The organism is Acinetobacter sp. YH01008 (assembly GCF_013420435.1).
Taxonomy (GTDB): Bacteria; Pseudomonadota; Gammaproteobacteria; order Pseudomonadales; family Moraxellaceae; genus Acinetobacter; species Acinetobacter pseudolwoffii.
Map to the genome: position 1 here is coordinate 116,874 of NZ_VOYD01000004.1, position 15,345 is coordinate 132,218.

Here is a 15,345-nt window from a genome sequence, read left to right on the forward strand (position 1 = left end):
ATTATTCCCATTTATTCATGGGTTGGGAAAAGTCAAAAACATGTAGATCGACTTGTTCGGATTTAATTCCTGTATGCAAGATTTTAGTAAAACCATCATGATCTGTAAAGCCGCTCTTTTCTTTCCCATCATTTGTTGTTAATAGATAAAAATATCCATTTACAGGTATATTGAATTTTTTATTTATGAGCTGGAACTTTAGTCCATGTTCTTCTACAGGAATAGGATTCTCTACGAAATTTTGGGTACTTGAATATAGGTTTCTTTTTTGTTGCAGAAAGGCATGTACAGTATGCTGAGGAGCTCCAACCACATGAACTTGCTTTGGCATTAAGATTGCCCCACAGCTAAAGTGATCACCTACATAAGCCACTGCTTTCCCATCCATAATGACATGATCATGGCTTTTAATTAGTGTTGACCACATATTACATTTGGGACAAGCAAAACCATCACCAACTCTTAAGAAGGAGATCCCCATTTGGGTAATCTTGGACTGGCTTGCCATAACTATTCCACCGTGTGAAGTAGTGGAACCTTGAATGCCGAAAGGACGTGTCATCATTTAAATTCTTATTGGTATATTGTTAACATGAATAAAGATACTTTTAATAACAACGATATATTCAAAATATGAGAAATTACCTCGCTTTTATAGAAGAATTATTCATACTTTTATATTGGGTTTTTGTTGTAAGTATATATTTTTATTAAAATTGCTATAATGATAATTTATTATGTTTTAAGCATATCAGAAGCATGATGAACTTGGAATCATCATGCTGAAAATTTTGCTTTAGAGGATCTGCTTTAAATAATTTTTTTACTTGTAATTCCCCGACACCTTCACATAATTCTGCGCTGAATACGGTAAAAATGCTTTTTCTTTATCTGTCAGCGGACGCACTTTTTTCACAGGGCTGCCCACATACAAATAACCGCTTTCCAAAACCTTATTCGGTGGAACAAGCGAACCTGCACCAATCATTACATCATCTTCAACAATCACATCATCCAGAATAATCGTACCAATACCGACCAAAACACGATTGCCAATGGTACAACCATGTAGTTTGACATGATGGCCAATGGTGACATCTTCACCAATAATTAAAGGCGAACCTTCAGGCTTATCGGCTTTCTTATGGCTGACATGCAACATCGAGTGATCTTGTACATTTGAGTTTTTACCAATCCGAATATGATTCACATCACCCCGAATTACGGCAAAAGGCCATACCGAAACATTTTCAGCCAAAACCACATCGCCGACCACAATTCCCATCGGATCGACATAACAGGAAGCATCAATCTGTGGGGTCATATCTAAATAAGAACGAATATTTTGGCTCATAACGATCTGTCCGATAAATGATGAAGGATCATGTGCATAGTATAAAATAAAAAGCACCCATCTGAATGAGTGCTTTGGTCTTAGTCCAAGACTGAAATGGTCTATTTAGACTTAGAACAAGTTGCTAAAGAACTGTTTGATATGGTCGAGCATACGCGCGAAGAAACCCGCTTCTTCCACTGCATTCAAAGCCACAAGAGGTTTTTCTGAAATGACTTTACCATCCAGAGTCGCAACATATTTACCGACAACTTGCCCCGGTTGTAATGGTGCAGTCAGTTTCGGTTGAACCACCAGCTGGGTTTTAATCGCATTGGCCTGACCTTTAGGCATGGTCACATTAAAGTTTTCAGCAAGTCCGATTTGAACTTCATCTTCCTTACCAAACCAGACTTTGGCTTTAGCAAGTACCTGTTTAGCTGGTTGAACATTTTTGGTTTCGAAGTTCGCATAACCCCAAGCCAGCAATTCACGTGTCTGCGTTGCACGTTCCTGCATGGTAGGTGCACCAAAAATAACTGAAATCAAGCGAGTAGGGCCACGTTTAGACGACGTGGTCAAGCAATACCCTGCTTCATTGGTATGACCTGTTTTTAAGCCATCTACACTTGGGTCGGTATACAGCAGGGCATTACGGTTACCTTGCTTGATGCCATTAAAGGTAAATTCTTTTTCAGCATAAATCGGATAATACTTGGAACTGTCTTTAATGATGTGCTGTGCCAGCGTTGCCATATCTTTGGCAGTCGAATAATGACCTTCAGCAGGCATACCGGTTGAATTGATAAAGCTGGTATTGGTCATACCAATACGTTTGGCTTCCTGATTCATCATATGTGCAAAGGTACCCTCGTTCCCTGCAATATGTTCAGCCATAGCCTTAGATGCATCATTACCCGATTGAATAATAATTCCGCGCAGCATTTCAAGTGCAGTGGCCGTACCGTTTAAAGGCACATACATACATGATTCCGCGCTACTACCGCGACACCATGCTGACTCATTCATGCGAACCTGTTCATCTTCAGTGAGTTCACCGCTCAATAGTTTTTGTTCGATGATGTAGCTGGTCATCATCTTGGTCATTGAAGCAGGGGCTAATTTTTCATTTTCATTTTTTGAAGCGAGAAGTTGCCCTGTCTCATAGTCCATTAGCACATAGGATTTATTATTCAATTCTGGTGGTGCAGATAGGACAGTTGCTGCAAAGCTAAAACTAGGAACTAATAATAATGCAGCAAGGGCAGTTTTTTGGGTCATTTCTAGTGGGTTCCTATATCTTGATGTAAGCACGAAGAGCCTAGCATTTTAGGATAAAGCTAGGCGGACTTCTATGGGAAACCCGGTCTTATTTCAAAAGTATTGTAAGTAATCGGCAGAAAAGCAGGTTAATTGTTATAGGTGGTTAATTCATTACAAATCACCTGATTTTTTTTCTTGCCAGCTTTCTTGGCATCAGATTGTGCTTCAGCCAGAATACTGCGGAAATCGTTCTGTTGAACCATCTGGTTTAAGCTTGCAACCGGATTGCGCTGACCTGGCATATATTCAGTCACCAGCTTGGTATAGCCCTGATTGAACTGTGACTTGTCCTTAACCATGCTCGGGCAGATTTCTGAAAGAACATAAATCGCAGCCAGTTCCTGCTTGGTCACTTGCTGGGTTGGCGTGACATTGATATTTTCATTGGCTGCAAATGCAGAGGTGCCTAAAAGAATCGCGGCAGAAGCTGCACAAAGTGTCATGGCTTGAAGTAATGGATATTTCATTAAAAAACTCAAAAAATAGATTTAGAACAATAATTTGCCTAGCTTAAACTTATTTTTGAAATTGAAAAGTGGGAAAATGTAGCGAAGCTGTAGAATTATGAAGAAATCTGTAAGAGAAAATAAGACGATGTTTACACCGTCTTATTTGAAGATTTATCTAGCTTAGCCCTGGTAATCCAGAATCTCTTCGCATACGGTTTTTTGTTCGTCAGTACTGGTTTGTTTGGCACCCTGACGCGCTTCTTCCAGTAAAGATTTATATTCGCTATCTGCCTGTAGTTTTTGATAGCTCATGCCTTTATCTGAGTAGTCTGCAAGATAAGACTGGATGAGAGTCTGAATAATGCTGTCTAATTTTGCATTTTGGCCAATCATAGCCGGGCAAACCTCAGCCATGACTTGTGCCGATGCGATGTCTTCTTTCACAATGGTATTGTTTTCGTCAACAGTCAGCTCGCTCGCCATAACTGAAGGAGAGACAGATACTGCCAGGCTTAAAGCGAAAGCACTAAATAAAGAGAATTTTTTAATCATCTTGAGCCACATATTTTAAAGATGGATGTCGAGCAGTAAATATATATAATTCCAGCACTAATACAATTAAATGTCCTAACCAGTCATTTTTTAGCGCGACGAGATTTTTCAGTGAATATTTTAGTTTCAAATGATGATGGTATGTTTGCACCGGGTATTCAGGCATTGGCACAGGCTCTAAAACCTTTAGGGAGAATTGTTATTGTAGCGCCAGAAAGTGAGCGCAGTGGTTACTCCAGTGCTTTGACTCTGGACCGACCTTTACGCCCGATTCAGATTTCTCCCGATGTCTGGGCTGTCAATGGTACTCCGGCAGATTGTGTTTATCTGGCTATGAACGGCCTGTTTGACTTTGAATTTGATCTGGTGGTCAGCGGTATTAATAGTGGTGCCAATCTGGGGGATGATGTCTTGTATTCCGGTACAGTCGGGGCAGCCTTTGAAGGTCGCTTAAGTAAACATCCTGCTATTGCGGTGTCATTGAGTGGGCCGAATGTACGCAGCTATCAACACCCTCAGGATTATCAGCTGGCTGCCAACTGGGTGCATGATTTTATTGCACGCGGTTTGCCGGTTCTTCCTGAGCGTCATATTTTCAATATCAATATTCCGGATATGGCTGAATTACAGGGTGAAAAAGTGACTTATCAAGGCCGCCGCCGTCAGTCGAAGCCCATCACCAGTCATGTTGACCCACGTGGTCGTCAGGTGTACTGGATTGGACTGTCTGGAGAAGCAGTAGCAGAACCCAAGCAAGGGTTGAGCGAGATTGACTCGGACTTCTTTGCTGTGGCCAATGGCTATGTCAGCATTACTCCGATTCAGATGGATGCCACCAACTATGAGGTTTTGCGGAATCTTCAAACACAATTGGCAGAAAATGCGTTCTCAGTGTTATAACTTTGTGAAAAACTCGCGATTGCAAGTATATTGCAGTAAAACTTTGCTAATCTTAACGGGATTTTGCAACCGTATAGATCTTAGAGAGGAAGATAATGTTCTTGGTGTTACCGAAATGTGTTGTTGCTTCGCCTGCAGCCCTGATTAAAACCCTAGTTTTATCAACCGTTGTTATTTCTACAGGAGTAATCACCGGTTGTGCCACCAAACCTCAAGTAAATAATGCGACGCGTTATGCGACAGCTCCTGATTTCTATACGGTACGTTCAGGAGATACATTGAGTGGGATCGCAGCACGTTATGGACTGAACTATATCAGTGTTGCCGAGATGAATGATATTGCTGCACCTTACCGGATTTATGTGGGACAGTCGATCCGCCTGAAAAATAATACCGTACGTCGCAGTACCAGCACGCAGGCAGTGACTCAGGCAGCCCCTATCCAGCGTCAAACGATTGCAGTACCAACACCGGCACCAGTTACACCAGCGACCACCGTGCAGACTACACCGCGTGTGAGCACGCCGGCGCCAATGACACCCGTCTCTACTGCCGCGGGTTTAGGTTGGGTAAAACCGTCTAATGGCCCAGTTTTGCAGCAGTATAATCTGGCATCTAATATCAAAGGCACACGCTATAACGGCAATGTCGGTGATCCGGTGTTTGCAGCAGCAGACGGGCAGGTGGTTTATGCTGCAGATGGCCTGAAAGAATATGGCAATCTGGTGTTGGTGAAGCATATTAATGGCTATATTACGGCTTATGCCCATAACAGCAAACTGGATGTAAAAAGCGGACAGAATGTAAAAGCGGGGCAAAAAATTGCAGAAATGGGTTCAACTGGTACAACGCGAACCATGCTTGAATTTCAGGTGCGCTTAGACGGCAAACCGATTAATCCAACTACAGTTTTACCAAACAATTAAATAAATAATGCAAAACGTGAATTTCGCCGTATAATACAATAAGTTGCTTTTATCAAATGATGAGGCATCTCATAAGTTTAGAGGGAAATTTATGTTAGATCAACTTCGAGCAATGGGTGTTTTTGCTTGTGTTGTAGAAAAAAACTCGTTTAGCGGTGCTGCCCGTGAATTAGGGATTACGACCAGCGCCGTGAGTCAACAAATTCGCTCATTAGAACATGATATGGAAGTGGTACTTTTAAATCGTTCAACGAGAAAGTTAAGTTTGACGGAAGCGGGACAAGCTTTTTTCTACAGTTGCCAGGAAATGCTATCTGCTGCAGAGCGCGGTAAAGTCCGAATCAATGAATTACGCGATGATCTTGTGGGTGAACTGCGCATTGTCGCTTTGCCAGAATTGTGCGCGAATCATGTGATTCCTGCACTTTCTCACTGGATGTCCGCACATCGTGGCCTGGCAGTACATCTGGAAACCAATAATCATGAGGTTGATTTGTTCGATGGGCGTATCGATATCGCCTTAAGATTTGAACAGAAAAATGATGAGCACAATCTTCAGGTGGTGCCATTGATGCAGATTGAGCAAATTCTGGTGGCGACACCGAGTTATATTAATCAGAGCACCATTATTTCACGTCCTGATGATCTTAAAAATCATGATGTGCTGCCTTTGACCCATATCAAAAATCATCAGTATTTCCAGTTTCAAAATGTCAATACTGCAGAAAAAGCCGATTTTGAATTGAAATCCCGTTTCAGTACCAATAATGGTCTGGTGGCAAAATCGATGTGCTTGCAGGGCAATGGGATTGCCAAGATTTTATATCTCGATGCGAAAAAAGACTTACTGAATGGCACTTTGGTTGAAGTTTTGCCTGAATGGCGACTTCCACCGATTACACTATATGCAGTCATGCCGAAACGTGAGCAACAACCGACAAAAATTCTTCGTTGCCTAGATACATTGAAACAATATTTTGACCAGATTTCTGGTGGGCGTATTTTACAAGCCGCATCATAAGATACAGAATATAAAAAAGCCGCTTTCAAGCGGCTTTTTTGTTTTTAAGCGCAGGGTTTAGGCCAAAAAAGCATTGATCATTTTCACTAAACGCTCAATCAGCTGATCAGCCTGTTCCTGAGTAATGTTCAGGGTAGGCAACAGGCGAACTACATTACCGGCAGTCACATTGATGATGGTTTTGTATTCATCACGTGCAATTGCGACCAACTCAGCACATTCTTTCGGTAATTCAATTCCGATCATCAGACCGAAACCACGCACGCTCACATTTTGATCGGCCAGTTTGTTGCGTAACTGATCCACGATATAAGCGCCTTTTTCCGCAGCATTGGCGACGATATTTTCTTTTTGCATAATATCGAGAATGGTGTAGACCACACGTGAACCCAAAGCTGTACCACTATAAGTCGAACCATGATTACCGGCAGTTAGTACACCTACACCACGACCTTGAGTCATGACGGCGCCAATCGGGAAACCATTACCCAAGCCTTTGGCTGTGGTCAGTACATCAGGAATAATGCTGGTGTGCTGATAAGCAAAATATTTGCCCGTACGGCCATTCCCGGTTTGCACTTCGTCTAGCATCATCAACCAGTTGTGCTGGTTACAGATTTGACGAATCTCTTCAAGATAGCTGAAACCTTGAGGTGCGGTATTTACACCACCTTCACCCTGAATGGGCTCAACTAAAATGGCTACGATATCCGGATGATGAAGCGCTGCCTCTTCAATCGCTTCGAGATCACCAAAAGGTACACGAATAAAACCTTCGACCAGCGGGCCAAAGCCTTCCTGAACTTTTTTATTGCCTGTTGCAGAAAGGGTGGCCATGGTACGGCCATGGAAAGAACGATCCGCCACAATAATTTTAGGTGAAGCAATGCCTTGCATATGACCGAATTTACGTGCAATTTTGATTGCACCTTCATTTGATTCTGCGCCACTGTTGGAGAAGAATACTTCTTCCATACCCGCGACTTCGGCCAGTTTTTGTGCTGCCGCAGTTTGCCAAGGCACTTCAAACAGGTTGCTGGTATGAATCAAGGTCGCAGCCTGATCAGCAATTGCTTCGGCAATGACTGGATGCACATGACCCAGACCACATACTGCAATTCCGGTTAATGCATCTAAATACTCTGTACCATCTTCGGTATAAAGATATGCACCTCGTCCTCGGACAAAGCTGATCGGTTGACGGCCAAATACAGGCATCAAGTGAGAAGGTTGATCAGTTTGTACCGGTGCGAGGGTAATATTATTCATGACTAACTCTTAACTGTTAGGTGGAAAGAAAAACTTATATAAGCAAAAACCCGCTCAGATTTAAAGGGTAATTGTAAATAAAATTGGAATTATTGCTTTAGACATACTGTTTTGTCTGGATTTGGGTATAATGCCAGACAGATGAGTTGAGGATTTATCAATGACTGAACAAGCACGCGATACCGAAGCGTTAATTCGTGACCAAATTGCTAAACATGCAGTACTTCTTTATATGAAAGGCACACCGCAATTTCCACAATGTGGTTTTTCTGCACGTGCAGTAGAAGCACTCAGTCAGATTGGTCGTCCGTTTGCTTATGTAAACATTCTGGAAAATCAGGACATTCGTGCGATGTTACCACAAATCGCCAACTGGCCGACATTTCCACAGCTTTGGATCAATGGTGAGTTGATCGGTGGGAGCGATATCATGCTCGACATGTTCCAAAAAGGTGAATTAAAGCCTTTGGTTGAACAGTACAGCCCGGCAGCTGATGCTTAATTAAATTAAGATTTAAATCAAGCCAGATGTTAAAAAAGCGCTTCATTGAGAAGCGCTTTTTTATTGCTATTTTAAAGATAGAGCAACGACCGGATTAATCTTCTGTTGCTGCATTTGCCTTTTGAGCTATTGCATGACCTGCTTCAAGTTCAGTGTGTGGCTCAACAATTTGCTTCTTGTCTTTTTTCTTCTTCTTTTTTTTCTTTTTCTTCGGTACTTCGACCAGCTCACCACCATCTTCAATCGCTTGCCAGTAATCCAGCTGTGCCATCACCGCGGCATAGATTGAATTTTTGCTATAGCGACCTTTTTTATCCAAGGTGCCGACCGGACGCGCCATCAGGATTTCCAGCGCCTGATCAATGGTATCAATCGCATGAATATGGAACTGACCTTCTTCGACAGCAATGGTGACATCTTTACGCAGCATCAGATGCTGCATATTCTGACGTGGAATAATCACGCCTTGTTTGCCGGTCAGACCTTGCAGCTTGCAGGCATCAAAGAAACCTTCAATTTTGGCATTGACACCGCCCACTGGCTGTACTTGTCCCAACTGGTTCATAGAGCCGGTAATGGCCCAGGATTGATCAATCGGTAACTGGCTAATCGCAGAGAGCAGGGCAGACAGTTCTGCGACTGTGGCACTGTCACCATCGACCTGACCATAGCTTTGTTCAAAGGCCAGCGCAGCAGAGAAGTGCAGGGTCTGTTCACGACCAAAATGTGCTTTCAGGAAAGACGACATCAATAACACGCCTTTGGCATGCAAGGAGCCACCGAGTTCCACACTGCGCTCAATGTCGAGAATGTCACCACCTCCTTGATACACCGAAGCAGTCAGGCGTGAAGGAAGGCCAAATTCGACATCGGCATAATGAATTACCGACAAAGCATTAATCTGTCCCAGACGATGGCCACGGGTTTCGATCAGCTGTGTACCACGGGTCAGATCCTGCCAGTACAACTCACGTAAATAGCCTAAGCGATATTTACGATGATCGAGTGCAGTATTGATATGCTTTTCCGAGACCATCTTGTCACCGGCCTGAAAGGCATGATGATGCGCTTCACGAATCAGGTCACCCAGCGTCAGGGCATGTAATGATAATGAACTTTGGTCTTCGGCCTGACGGCTGGAATCTGTGAGCAGTGCAGCCAAAGCAGAACGGTCAAAAGGCAATAATTTATCCGATTGCACATAGTCGGCAATCAGCTGCATATAGGCCTGCTCGTTGTCGTCATTACGTTGTAATGTATCGGTAAAATCAGCACGGATTTTAAAGATGCTGCCCAGCTCCGGTTCAAGCTCTAGAATTTCATAATAAATTTCAGGCTCGGCCAGCAAGATCACTTTAATGTTCAATGGAATCGATGCCGGTTCAATTGAAATACTGCCGGTTAGAGTGATCATATGCTCAAGTGAAGACAGTTTTAAATGTCCGGATTTAAGCGCACGCTTCAAGCCTTGCCATGCATAAGGCTGTTCCAGTAATTGTTCCGCTTCCAGCATCAGAAAGCCGCCATTGGCTTTATGCAACGTTCCGGGACGAATCAGGGTGAAGTCCGTGGTGATCGTGCCATTTTGGGTTAGCTGTTCCACATGACCGAGTAAATTGTAATGTGTTGGAAAATCTTCAAAGATGACTGGCGCACCGCTATTCGGCTTGTGGGTAATAATCACGTTGGCCTGATAACGTGCCGGTACGCGGCTGAATAGTGCCGGGGTGAAATCATCCTCTTCCTGTTCCAGCACGATTTCGACATTATTGATAATATCTTCGGCATAATATTTTAGATAATGTTCCAAGCCTTGCACATGTTTGAACTTGGAGAGAATCTGTTCTACACGTGGCACCACCACCTGTTTGGCAATATCACGATTCAGAATCTGAACTCGGTCGCGTGCATCATCTTCCAGATCACCCAGATGCAAACCCAGACGCTCCAGTTTTTTGTCCATATAGCGCATATTGGTCGCCAATTCGGCCCGATCCTGATTGTTCAGCGCATTCAGATCTTCCTGAGTCATTTCCTGTAATTTGTCATCAATCAGATGTACGGGAACAAAACAGTGTTCATCGTGTCGCGAGATCAGTTTCAGATCGAGTTCTGCACCTTCTTTGGTGAGTTCGATCAGCGCCTGTTGCTGTTCATCGCCAGTTTCCTGGCGAATCATTTCAATGCGGTTGTGATAGGTTTCCGCGGTAAAACGGCGTTCAAGCTGTTTCAGAATGGTTTGCCAGCTTTGGTTTAACATGGCCTGAAATTTTGGCCCCTGACCGGCAGGCAGCTCCAATGCTATTGGCTGGCGCTGGTTTTGAAAGTTGTTGACGTAGACCCAATCATTGGGTGTTTCCATGGTTTTGGCATGCTGTTGCAGCAGACGCTTCACCATGGTGCGTTTGCCCAGGCCAGCCGTACCCACGGCAAAAATATTATAGCCTGAATAAGGTAAGGCAATCCCGGCCTCTACCGAAGCCCGTGCGCGGTCTTGCCCCAAGAAATTATTCAGGGGCTTGATCCGTTTGGTCGACGCCGGAATTTTTTCTAGGTTTGGAATGTGCGTCAGTTGGGTGGATTTTAAGCGGGTATGCTCAAGGGTGTTATGAATTTCGCTTTGTTCAAATGCCGAGATAAGTAAATCTGAGCGGATATTTTCTGGTGTTGTCGTATTGTTGCTGGCGATAGAAGAATTAATTTGATCGAGTCTCTGGGTCACTGTTGAAATCCAAAACGAAATATTACGTTGATAAGCGTTAAGGTATACAGATTTGCTTGGAAAATTCAAGCGAACATGTGGCTTTTGCCAGAAAATAAAAAATCGGAAATGTGATAAATATATAAATCTTGTTGAAAGATGCGCTATTACAGGATTGAATAGCAGCAATTGGTTTTTCCGCGGAAAATAATAAAGCAATGACAACACAAACGACGGGTTGGAAATCCGCATTTACAGCATTTTTAGATCGACGTGCCTTGATCATGCTGTTCTTGGGATTTTCGGCCGGTGTCCCGATTCTTCTGATTTTTTCCAGTCTGTCTTTATGGTTAGGTGAGGCCGGAATCAGCAAAAGTGCAGTCACTTTTTTTAGCTGGGCAGCATTGGGCTACTCGTTTAAATTCGTCTGGGCGCCGCTCATTGATGAACTGCCAGTGCCTTTTCTGACCAAGGCTCTGGGACGCCGTCGAGCCTGGTTGCTGATTGCACAGATTCTGATTGTCTGCGCCATTTCCATTATGGCTTTTTCTGATCCGGCTTTGGGCGTAACTCATTTACAGCAAATGGCGCTGGGTGCAGTCCTGTTAGGCTTTTCTGCTGCAACGCAGGATATTGTGATTGATGCCTACCGGATTGAACTGGCGGAAACCCAGATGCAGACCGTCTTGGCCGCGACCTATAATGCCGGTTACCGGATCGGGATGATCGTGGCGGGTGCTGGCGCCTTGTTTCTGGCCGCTTATTTGGGCACAGCCAAAGGCAACTATATCTACGATGCCTGGAAATGGACCTATCTGGCCATGGCCGGGGTAATGCTGGTCGGAATTGTCACCACGCTTTGCATTCGGGAACCGCAGGTTGACCGTGTGCCTAAACATTATCTGCGCAGTGATTATTTCCGTTTAGTCGCAGTGTTTTTTGTCGCAGTGATCAGCTTTGTACTGAGCTATATCTATTCAGGCAATCTGGTCGCCAGTATTACCGAACAGTTCACCATTCAAGATACTTTTGCCTTGTTCTGCTTTGAAGCCTTACGCTTTATTGGTTCTGGTGCGATTGCCTTTGCCATTGGTGCAAGCTTGGTGAAAATGGGTGCAGTCAACAAGCAGATGGCCTATGAAACCTGGGTTAATCCGGTTGCAGACTTCTTTAGGCGCTATGGCTTAAAACTGGCATTGGTGCTGTTGTTATTGATCGGTTTTTATCGGGTTTCCGATATCATCGCCGGGGTCATTTCCAACGTCTTCTATCAAGACCTGAATTTCAGTAAAGAGCAGATTGCCGAAGCGGTCAAAGTCTATGGGGTGATTTTCTCTTTAATTGGTGGTTTTCTCGGTGGTTTACTGGCCCAGAAAATGAACATCATGAAACTGATGTTTGTCGGTGCCGTGCTGGCCTGTTCCACCAACCTGATTTTTATTGGGCTGGTCAAATCCGGTGAAAAACTGGCAGCTGTCGAAGTTAGGGTCGCTAATCAGGTTTATCAGGCCGATACCGATGAAGTCGGTTACTGGAAGCTGAATGTACCCAGTGATGTTTTAGCGCAGAGTAAGCAACTGCAAGTGACAGCCAGCTATCTAAATTCAGATCATGCTACTCAGCCTGTACAGGTCAGCATGCCGTATTTGACTGCACAACAGGGCAGCACCCAGTTACAGATTCTGCCGATCACCAGTGACAATACCCTCAATGTCGCTGAACAGGACAAGACCATTGTGGTACGTGGTCAATATGTCGGTGCAGCGCTGCAACCGATTCAAAAGATTGTTTTACAAATCAATGATCAGAATCTTGAGGCAAAATTAGAAAGTGAAGGCGTATTTACTGCCGCGATTCCTGCGCAGCAACTGATTCAGTCACCCGCACATATTGTCAGTGCAGTCTTGATGCAAGATGGCCAGGCGCTTCAGCAAACCACACATGTTTATCAGGTCAATGATCAGCTCATCCCTGGCCAGAATCTGGATGTTGATATTCAGCCTTTGGCGGTGATAGATGGTAGTAGTTCCGACATGATCGAAGTCAGTGGCAAGGTGATTAAACCTTATAGCGACAAGTGGCTTTATTTTGCCATTATTGTCGATAATCTGGCTGCCGGACTTGCGGGTGCTGCGTTTATTGCATTCTTGTCGAGCCTGACCAGTGTGTCATTTACCGCGGTTCAATATGCGATTTTTAGCTCACTCATGACCCTGACTCCCAAGATTTTAGGCGGATATTCGGGTACTATAGTGACCAATATTGGTTATCCGAAATTCTTCCTCATGACCACGTTAATTGGGATTCCGATCCTGATTCTGGTGGTTTGGGTCGCAAAACTGCTCGGTGAACACCAACAACAATCTGTACAGAAGGATGATTAATATGCGCATGCTACATACCATGTTACGTGTAGGCAATTTAGAACAATCGCTCAAGTTCTATACTGAAGTACTTGGCATGACTTTGCTTCGTAAACGTGATTACGAAGAGGGCCGTTTTACCCTGGCTTTTGTCGGTTATGGCGATGAAGAAAATCACACCGTACTTGAATTGACGCATAACTGGGATACAGACAGCTATGAGCTGGGCAATGCCTATGGTCATATCGCGATTGCAGTCGATGATGCTTATAAGGCATGTGAAGAGATCAAGGCACGTGGTGGTAATGTCGTGCGTGAAGCTGGTCCAATGAAAGGCGGTGTGACTGTCATTGCATTTGTAGAAGACCCAGATGGCTATAAAATCGAGCTGATCCAGCAAGATCAGGATGCACGTAATAACTAAGTGGGATGTAGCGTGATAGATGAAATGTATTCACGTATAGATGAAAATATTACATCAACCTGAGTGCATAGCATGGACCCGGCATCTGTTAAGATAGCCGGGCATTTTTTTATCGAACAATAAAACTTTAAGGGAAGAACAGCAGATGCTTAAATTGTTGGCATTGGACCGCTTTACGATATTGCTATTTGTCATGGTGCTGTTGGCCAGTGTAGTGCCTGTCTCCGGACAGGCCGCTGAAGTTTTTGGCTGGATCACGACAGGCGCGATTGCCATTCTATTTTTCCTGCACGGTGCCAAGCTGTCCCGCGAAGCGGTGGTGGAGGGGATCATGCACTGGAAATTACATACTTTGGTCTTTGCACTGACTTTTGCCTTGTTTCCTATTCTAGGTTTGCTGGCCAAGCCGATTTTATTGCCAATGCTCGGGCAGGAGCTGTACTGGGGCTTCCTATTTATGTGCTTCCTGCCATCTACCGTTCAGTCTTCGATTGCTTTTACTTCCGTCGCACATGGGAATGTGGCCGGTGCTGTCTGTAGTGCATCTTTTTCCAATATTATCGGCATGTTTATCACCCCGGTATTGGTCGCATTTTTCATTTTAGGTCAATCTGAGCACGGGTTTGACCCAACCGCTTCGATTATCCAGATTACGCTGTTGTTATTGGTACCTTTTATCTTGGGGCAAATTTTACGTCCCTGGATTTATCCAAAAATGATGAAAATGCCAAAAATCGTCAAGGTCTTCGATCAAGGCTCAATTTTACTGGTGGTCTATGGTGCTTTTAGTAGCGCCGTAGTAGCGGGACTTTGGAATGAAGTCAGTCTCAGTACATTATTGCTGTTATTGCTAGCCTGTTCGGTGCTTTTGACCCTGGTGATGCTGTTGTCGCTGTATATCCCACGCTGGCTGGGTTTTAGTCGCGCTGACCAGAAGACGGTATTTTTCTGCGGTTCTAAAAAAACCCTGGCCAGTGGCGTGCCGATGGCACAAATTCTATTTATTGGCCAGCCACTGGGCATGATTGTTTTGCCGATCATGATTTTTCATCAGATTCAATTGATGGTTTGCGGGATTATTGCCAATGTGTGGGCCAAAGAGGCTGAGTCAGAAGCAGAAGAATAATTCGCATATTGAATTTGTTTCACGTATAATAGTGCCCACTTGTTGTGCTTAGCTCTGACGGTATCCGTCTCGGTGGGCCAAAAGAATGGTCTGTTGTGGTGTTGATCTGCATGAACTTTGTTCCTGCTTCCTCATTTGAGAGTGATCAATAGCGATGACAGCTAAACCTTCTTGAATCTAATGGAGTAATCGACCATGCGCGCCGATATTCACCCAAAATATGAAACTTTAGTTGCGACTTGTTCATGTGGTAACGTAATCGAAACTCGTTCAGCTGCTGGTAAAGAAACACTTTACCTAGACGTATGTTCAGCTTGCCACCCATTCTACACTGGTAAGCAAAAGAACGTTGACACTGGCGGTCGTATCGACAAGTTCAAACAACGTTTTGCTGGTATGTCACGTTCTGTTAAACGTTAATACCCAAAATAAAAGAAACGGGTCTCAAGCCCGTTT

General features: G+C 44.1%; 15 protein-coding genes. 8 read left to right on the forward strand and 7 right to left on the reverse strand.

Annotated features, from left to right (window positions below; all coding sequences use genetic code 11):
• Nucleotide 1 precedes the first annotated feature (1 nt).
• From FTT75_RS04650 to FTT75_RS04670, 5 genes are all read right to left on the reverse strand, one after another.
• Nucleotides 2–565: a PAAR domain-containing protein gene (locus tag FTT75_RS04650; protein WP_257230332.1), complete on the reverse strand. Its 564-nt coding sequence runs from the start codon at nucleotides 563–565 to the stop codon at nucleotides 2–4.
• 258 nt (nucleotides 566–823) lie between these two features.
• Complete coding sequence (locus tag FTT75_RS04655; protein ID WP_005096476.1) at nucleotides 824–1,354, reverse strand: gamma carbonic anhydrase family protein; 531 nt, start codon at nucleotides 1,352–1,354, stop codon at nucleotides 824–826.
• Between the two features lie 111 nt (nucleotides 1,355–1,465).
• Nucleotides 1,466–2,614 carry a D-alanyl-D-alanine carboxypeptidase PBP5/6 gene (gene dacC, locus FTT75_RS04660; RefSeq protein ID WP_005096478.1) on the reverse strand — a complete coding sequence of 383 codons (1,149 nt, stop codon included), beginning with the start codon at nucleotides 2,612–2,614 and terminating at the stop codon, nucleotides 1,466–1,468.
• Between the two features lie 128 nt (nucleotides 2,615–2,742).
• Nucleotides 2,743–3,123 carry an MCR_0457 family protein gene (locus FTT75_RS04665; protein WP_180185961.1) on the reverse strand — a complete coding sequence of 127 codons (381 nt, stop codon included), beginning with the start codon at nucleotides 3,121–3,123 and terminating at the stop codon, nucleotides 2,743–2,745.
• A 162-nt stretch (nucleotides 3,124–3,285) separates the two neighbouring features.
• The gene (locus FTT75_RS04670) at nucleotides 3,286–3,657 is read right to left on the reverse strand and encodes an MCR_0457 family protein (RefSeq protein ID WP_005096482.1); all 372 of its coding nucleotides are present in this window, start codon (nucleotides 3,655–3,657) and stop codon (nucleotides 3,286–3,288) included.
• A 111-nt stretch (nucleotides 3,658–3,768) separates the two neighbouring features.
• On the opposite strand from FTT75_RS04670, the gene surE reads away from it, so the two are divergent.
• From surE to FTT75_RS04685, 3 genes are all read left to right on the forward strand, one after another.
• Complete coding sequence (surE, locus tag FTT75_RS04675) at nucleotides 3,769–4,557, forward strand: 5'/3'-nucleotidase SurE (protein WP_180086368.1); 789 nt, start codon at nucleotides 3,769–3,771, stop codon at nucleotides 4,555–4,557.
• Between the two features lie 95 nt (nucleotides 4,558–4,652).
• The gene (locus FTT75_RS04680; RefSeq protein ID WP_005171673.1) at nucleotides 4,653–5,483 is read left to right on the forward strand and encodes a peptidoglycan DD-metalloendopeptidase family protein; all 831 of its coding nucleotides are present in this window, start codon (nucleotides 4,653–4,655) and stop codon (nucleotides 5,481–5,483) included.
• A gap of 91 nt (nucleotides 5,484–5,574) precedes the next feature.
• Entirely contained in the window at nucleotides 5,575–6,504 is a 930-nt protein-coding gene (locus tag FTT75_RS04685) for a LysR family transcriptional regulator (RefSeq protein WP_005096486.1), read from the forward strand.
• A gap of 57 nt (nucleotides 6,505–6,561) precedes the next feature.
• Here the strand turns inward: FTT75_RS04685 and FTT75_RS04690 are convergent, their stop codons facing one another.
• Nucleotides 6,562–7,773 (reverse strand): aspartate aminotransferase family protein, encoded by a 1,212-nt coding sequence (locus tag FTT75_RS04690; RefSeq protein WP_180185962.1) that lies wholly within the window; start codon nucleotides 7,771–7,773, stop codon nucleotides 6,562–6,564.
• 160 nt (nucleotides 7,774–7,933) lie between these two features.
• On the opposite strand from FTT75_RS04690, the gene grxD reads away from it, so the two are divergent.
• Nucleotides 7,934–8,275, forward strand: a complete 342-nt coding sequence (grxD, locus tag FTT75_RS04695) for a Grx4 family monothiol glutaredoxin (RefSeq protein ID WP_004279738.1) — start codon at nucleotides 7,934–7,936, stop codon at nucleotides 8,273–8,275.
• Nucleotides 8,276–8,369: 94 nt separating this feature from the next.
• Here the strand turns inward: grxD and FTT75_RS04700 are convergent, their stop codons facing one another.
• Nucleotides 8,370–10,997 carry an ATP-binding protein gene (locus FTT75_RS04700; protein WP_180185963.1) on the reverse strand — a complete coding sequence of 876 codons (2,628 nt, stop codon included), beginning with the start codon at nucleotides 10,995–10,997 and terminating at the stop codon, nucleotides 8,370–8,372.
• 197 nt (nucleotides 10,998–11,194) lie between these two features.
• Here FTT75_RS04700 and FTT75_RS04705 point away from each other — a divergent pair, with 197 nt between their 5' ends.
• The 4 genes from FTT75_RS04705 (at nucleotide 11,195) to rpmE (ending at nucleotide 15,309) form a co-directional block, all read left to right on the forward strand.
• Nucleotides 11,195–13,360 (forward strand): MFS transporter, encoded by a 2,166-nt coding sequence (locus FTT75_RS04705; RefSeq protein WP_180185964.1) that lies wholly within the window; start codon nucleotides 11,195–11,197, stop codon nucleotides 13,358–13,360.
• A 1-nt stretch (nucleotide 13,361) separates the two neighbouring features.
• A complete protein-coding gene (gene gloA, locus FTT75_RS04710; RefSeq protein WP_005096493.1) occupies nucleotides 13,362–13,763 on the forward strand; it encodes a lactoylglutathione lyase in 402 nt (133 codons plus the stop codon).
• A gap of 145 nt (nucleotides 13,764–13,908) precedes the next feature.
• Entirely contained in the window at nucleotides 13,909–14,889 is a 981-nt protein-coding gene (locus FTT75_RS04715) for a bile acid:sodium symporter family protein (protein ID WP_005171651.1), read from the forward strand.
• A 195-nt stretch (nucleotides 14,890–15,084) separates the two neighbouring features.
• Complete coding sequence (rpmE, locus tag FTT75_RS04720) at nucleotides 15,085–15,309, forward strand: 50S ribosomal protein L31 (RefSeq protein ID WP_005096496.1); 225 nt, start codon at nucleotides 15,085–15,087, stop codon at nucleotides 15,307–15,309.
• The last annotated feature ends 36 nt before the right edge of the window (nucleotides 15,310–15,345 follow it).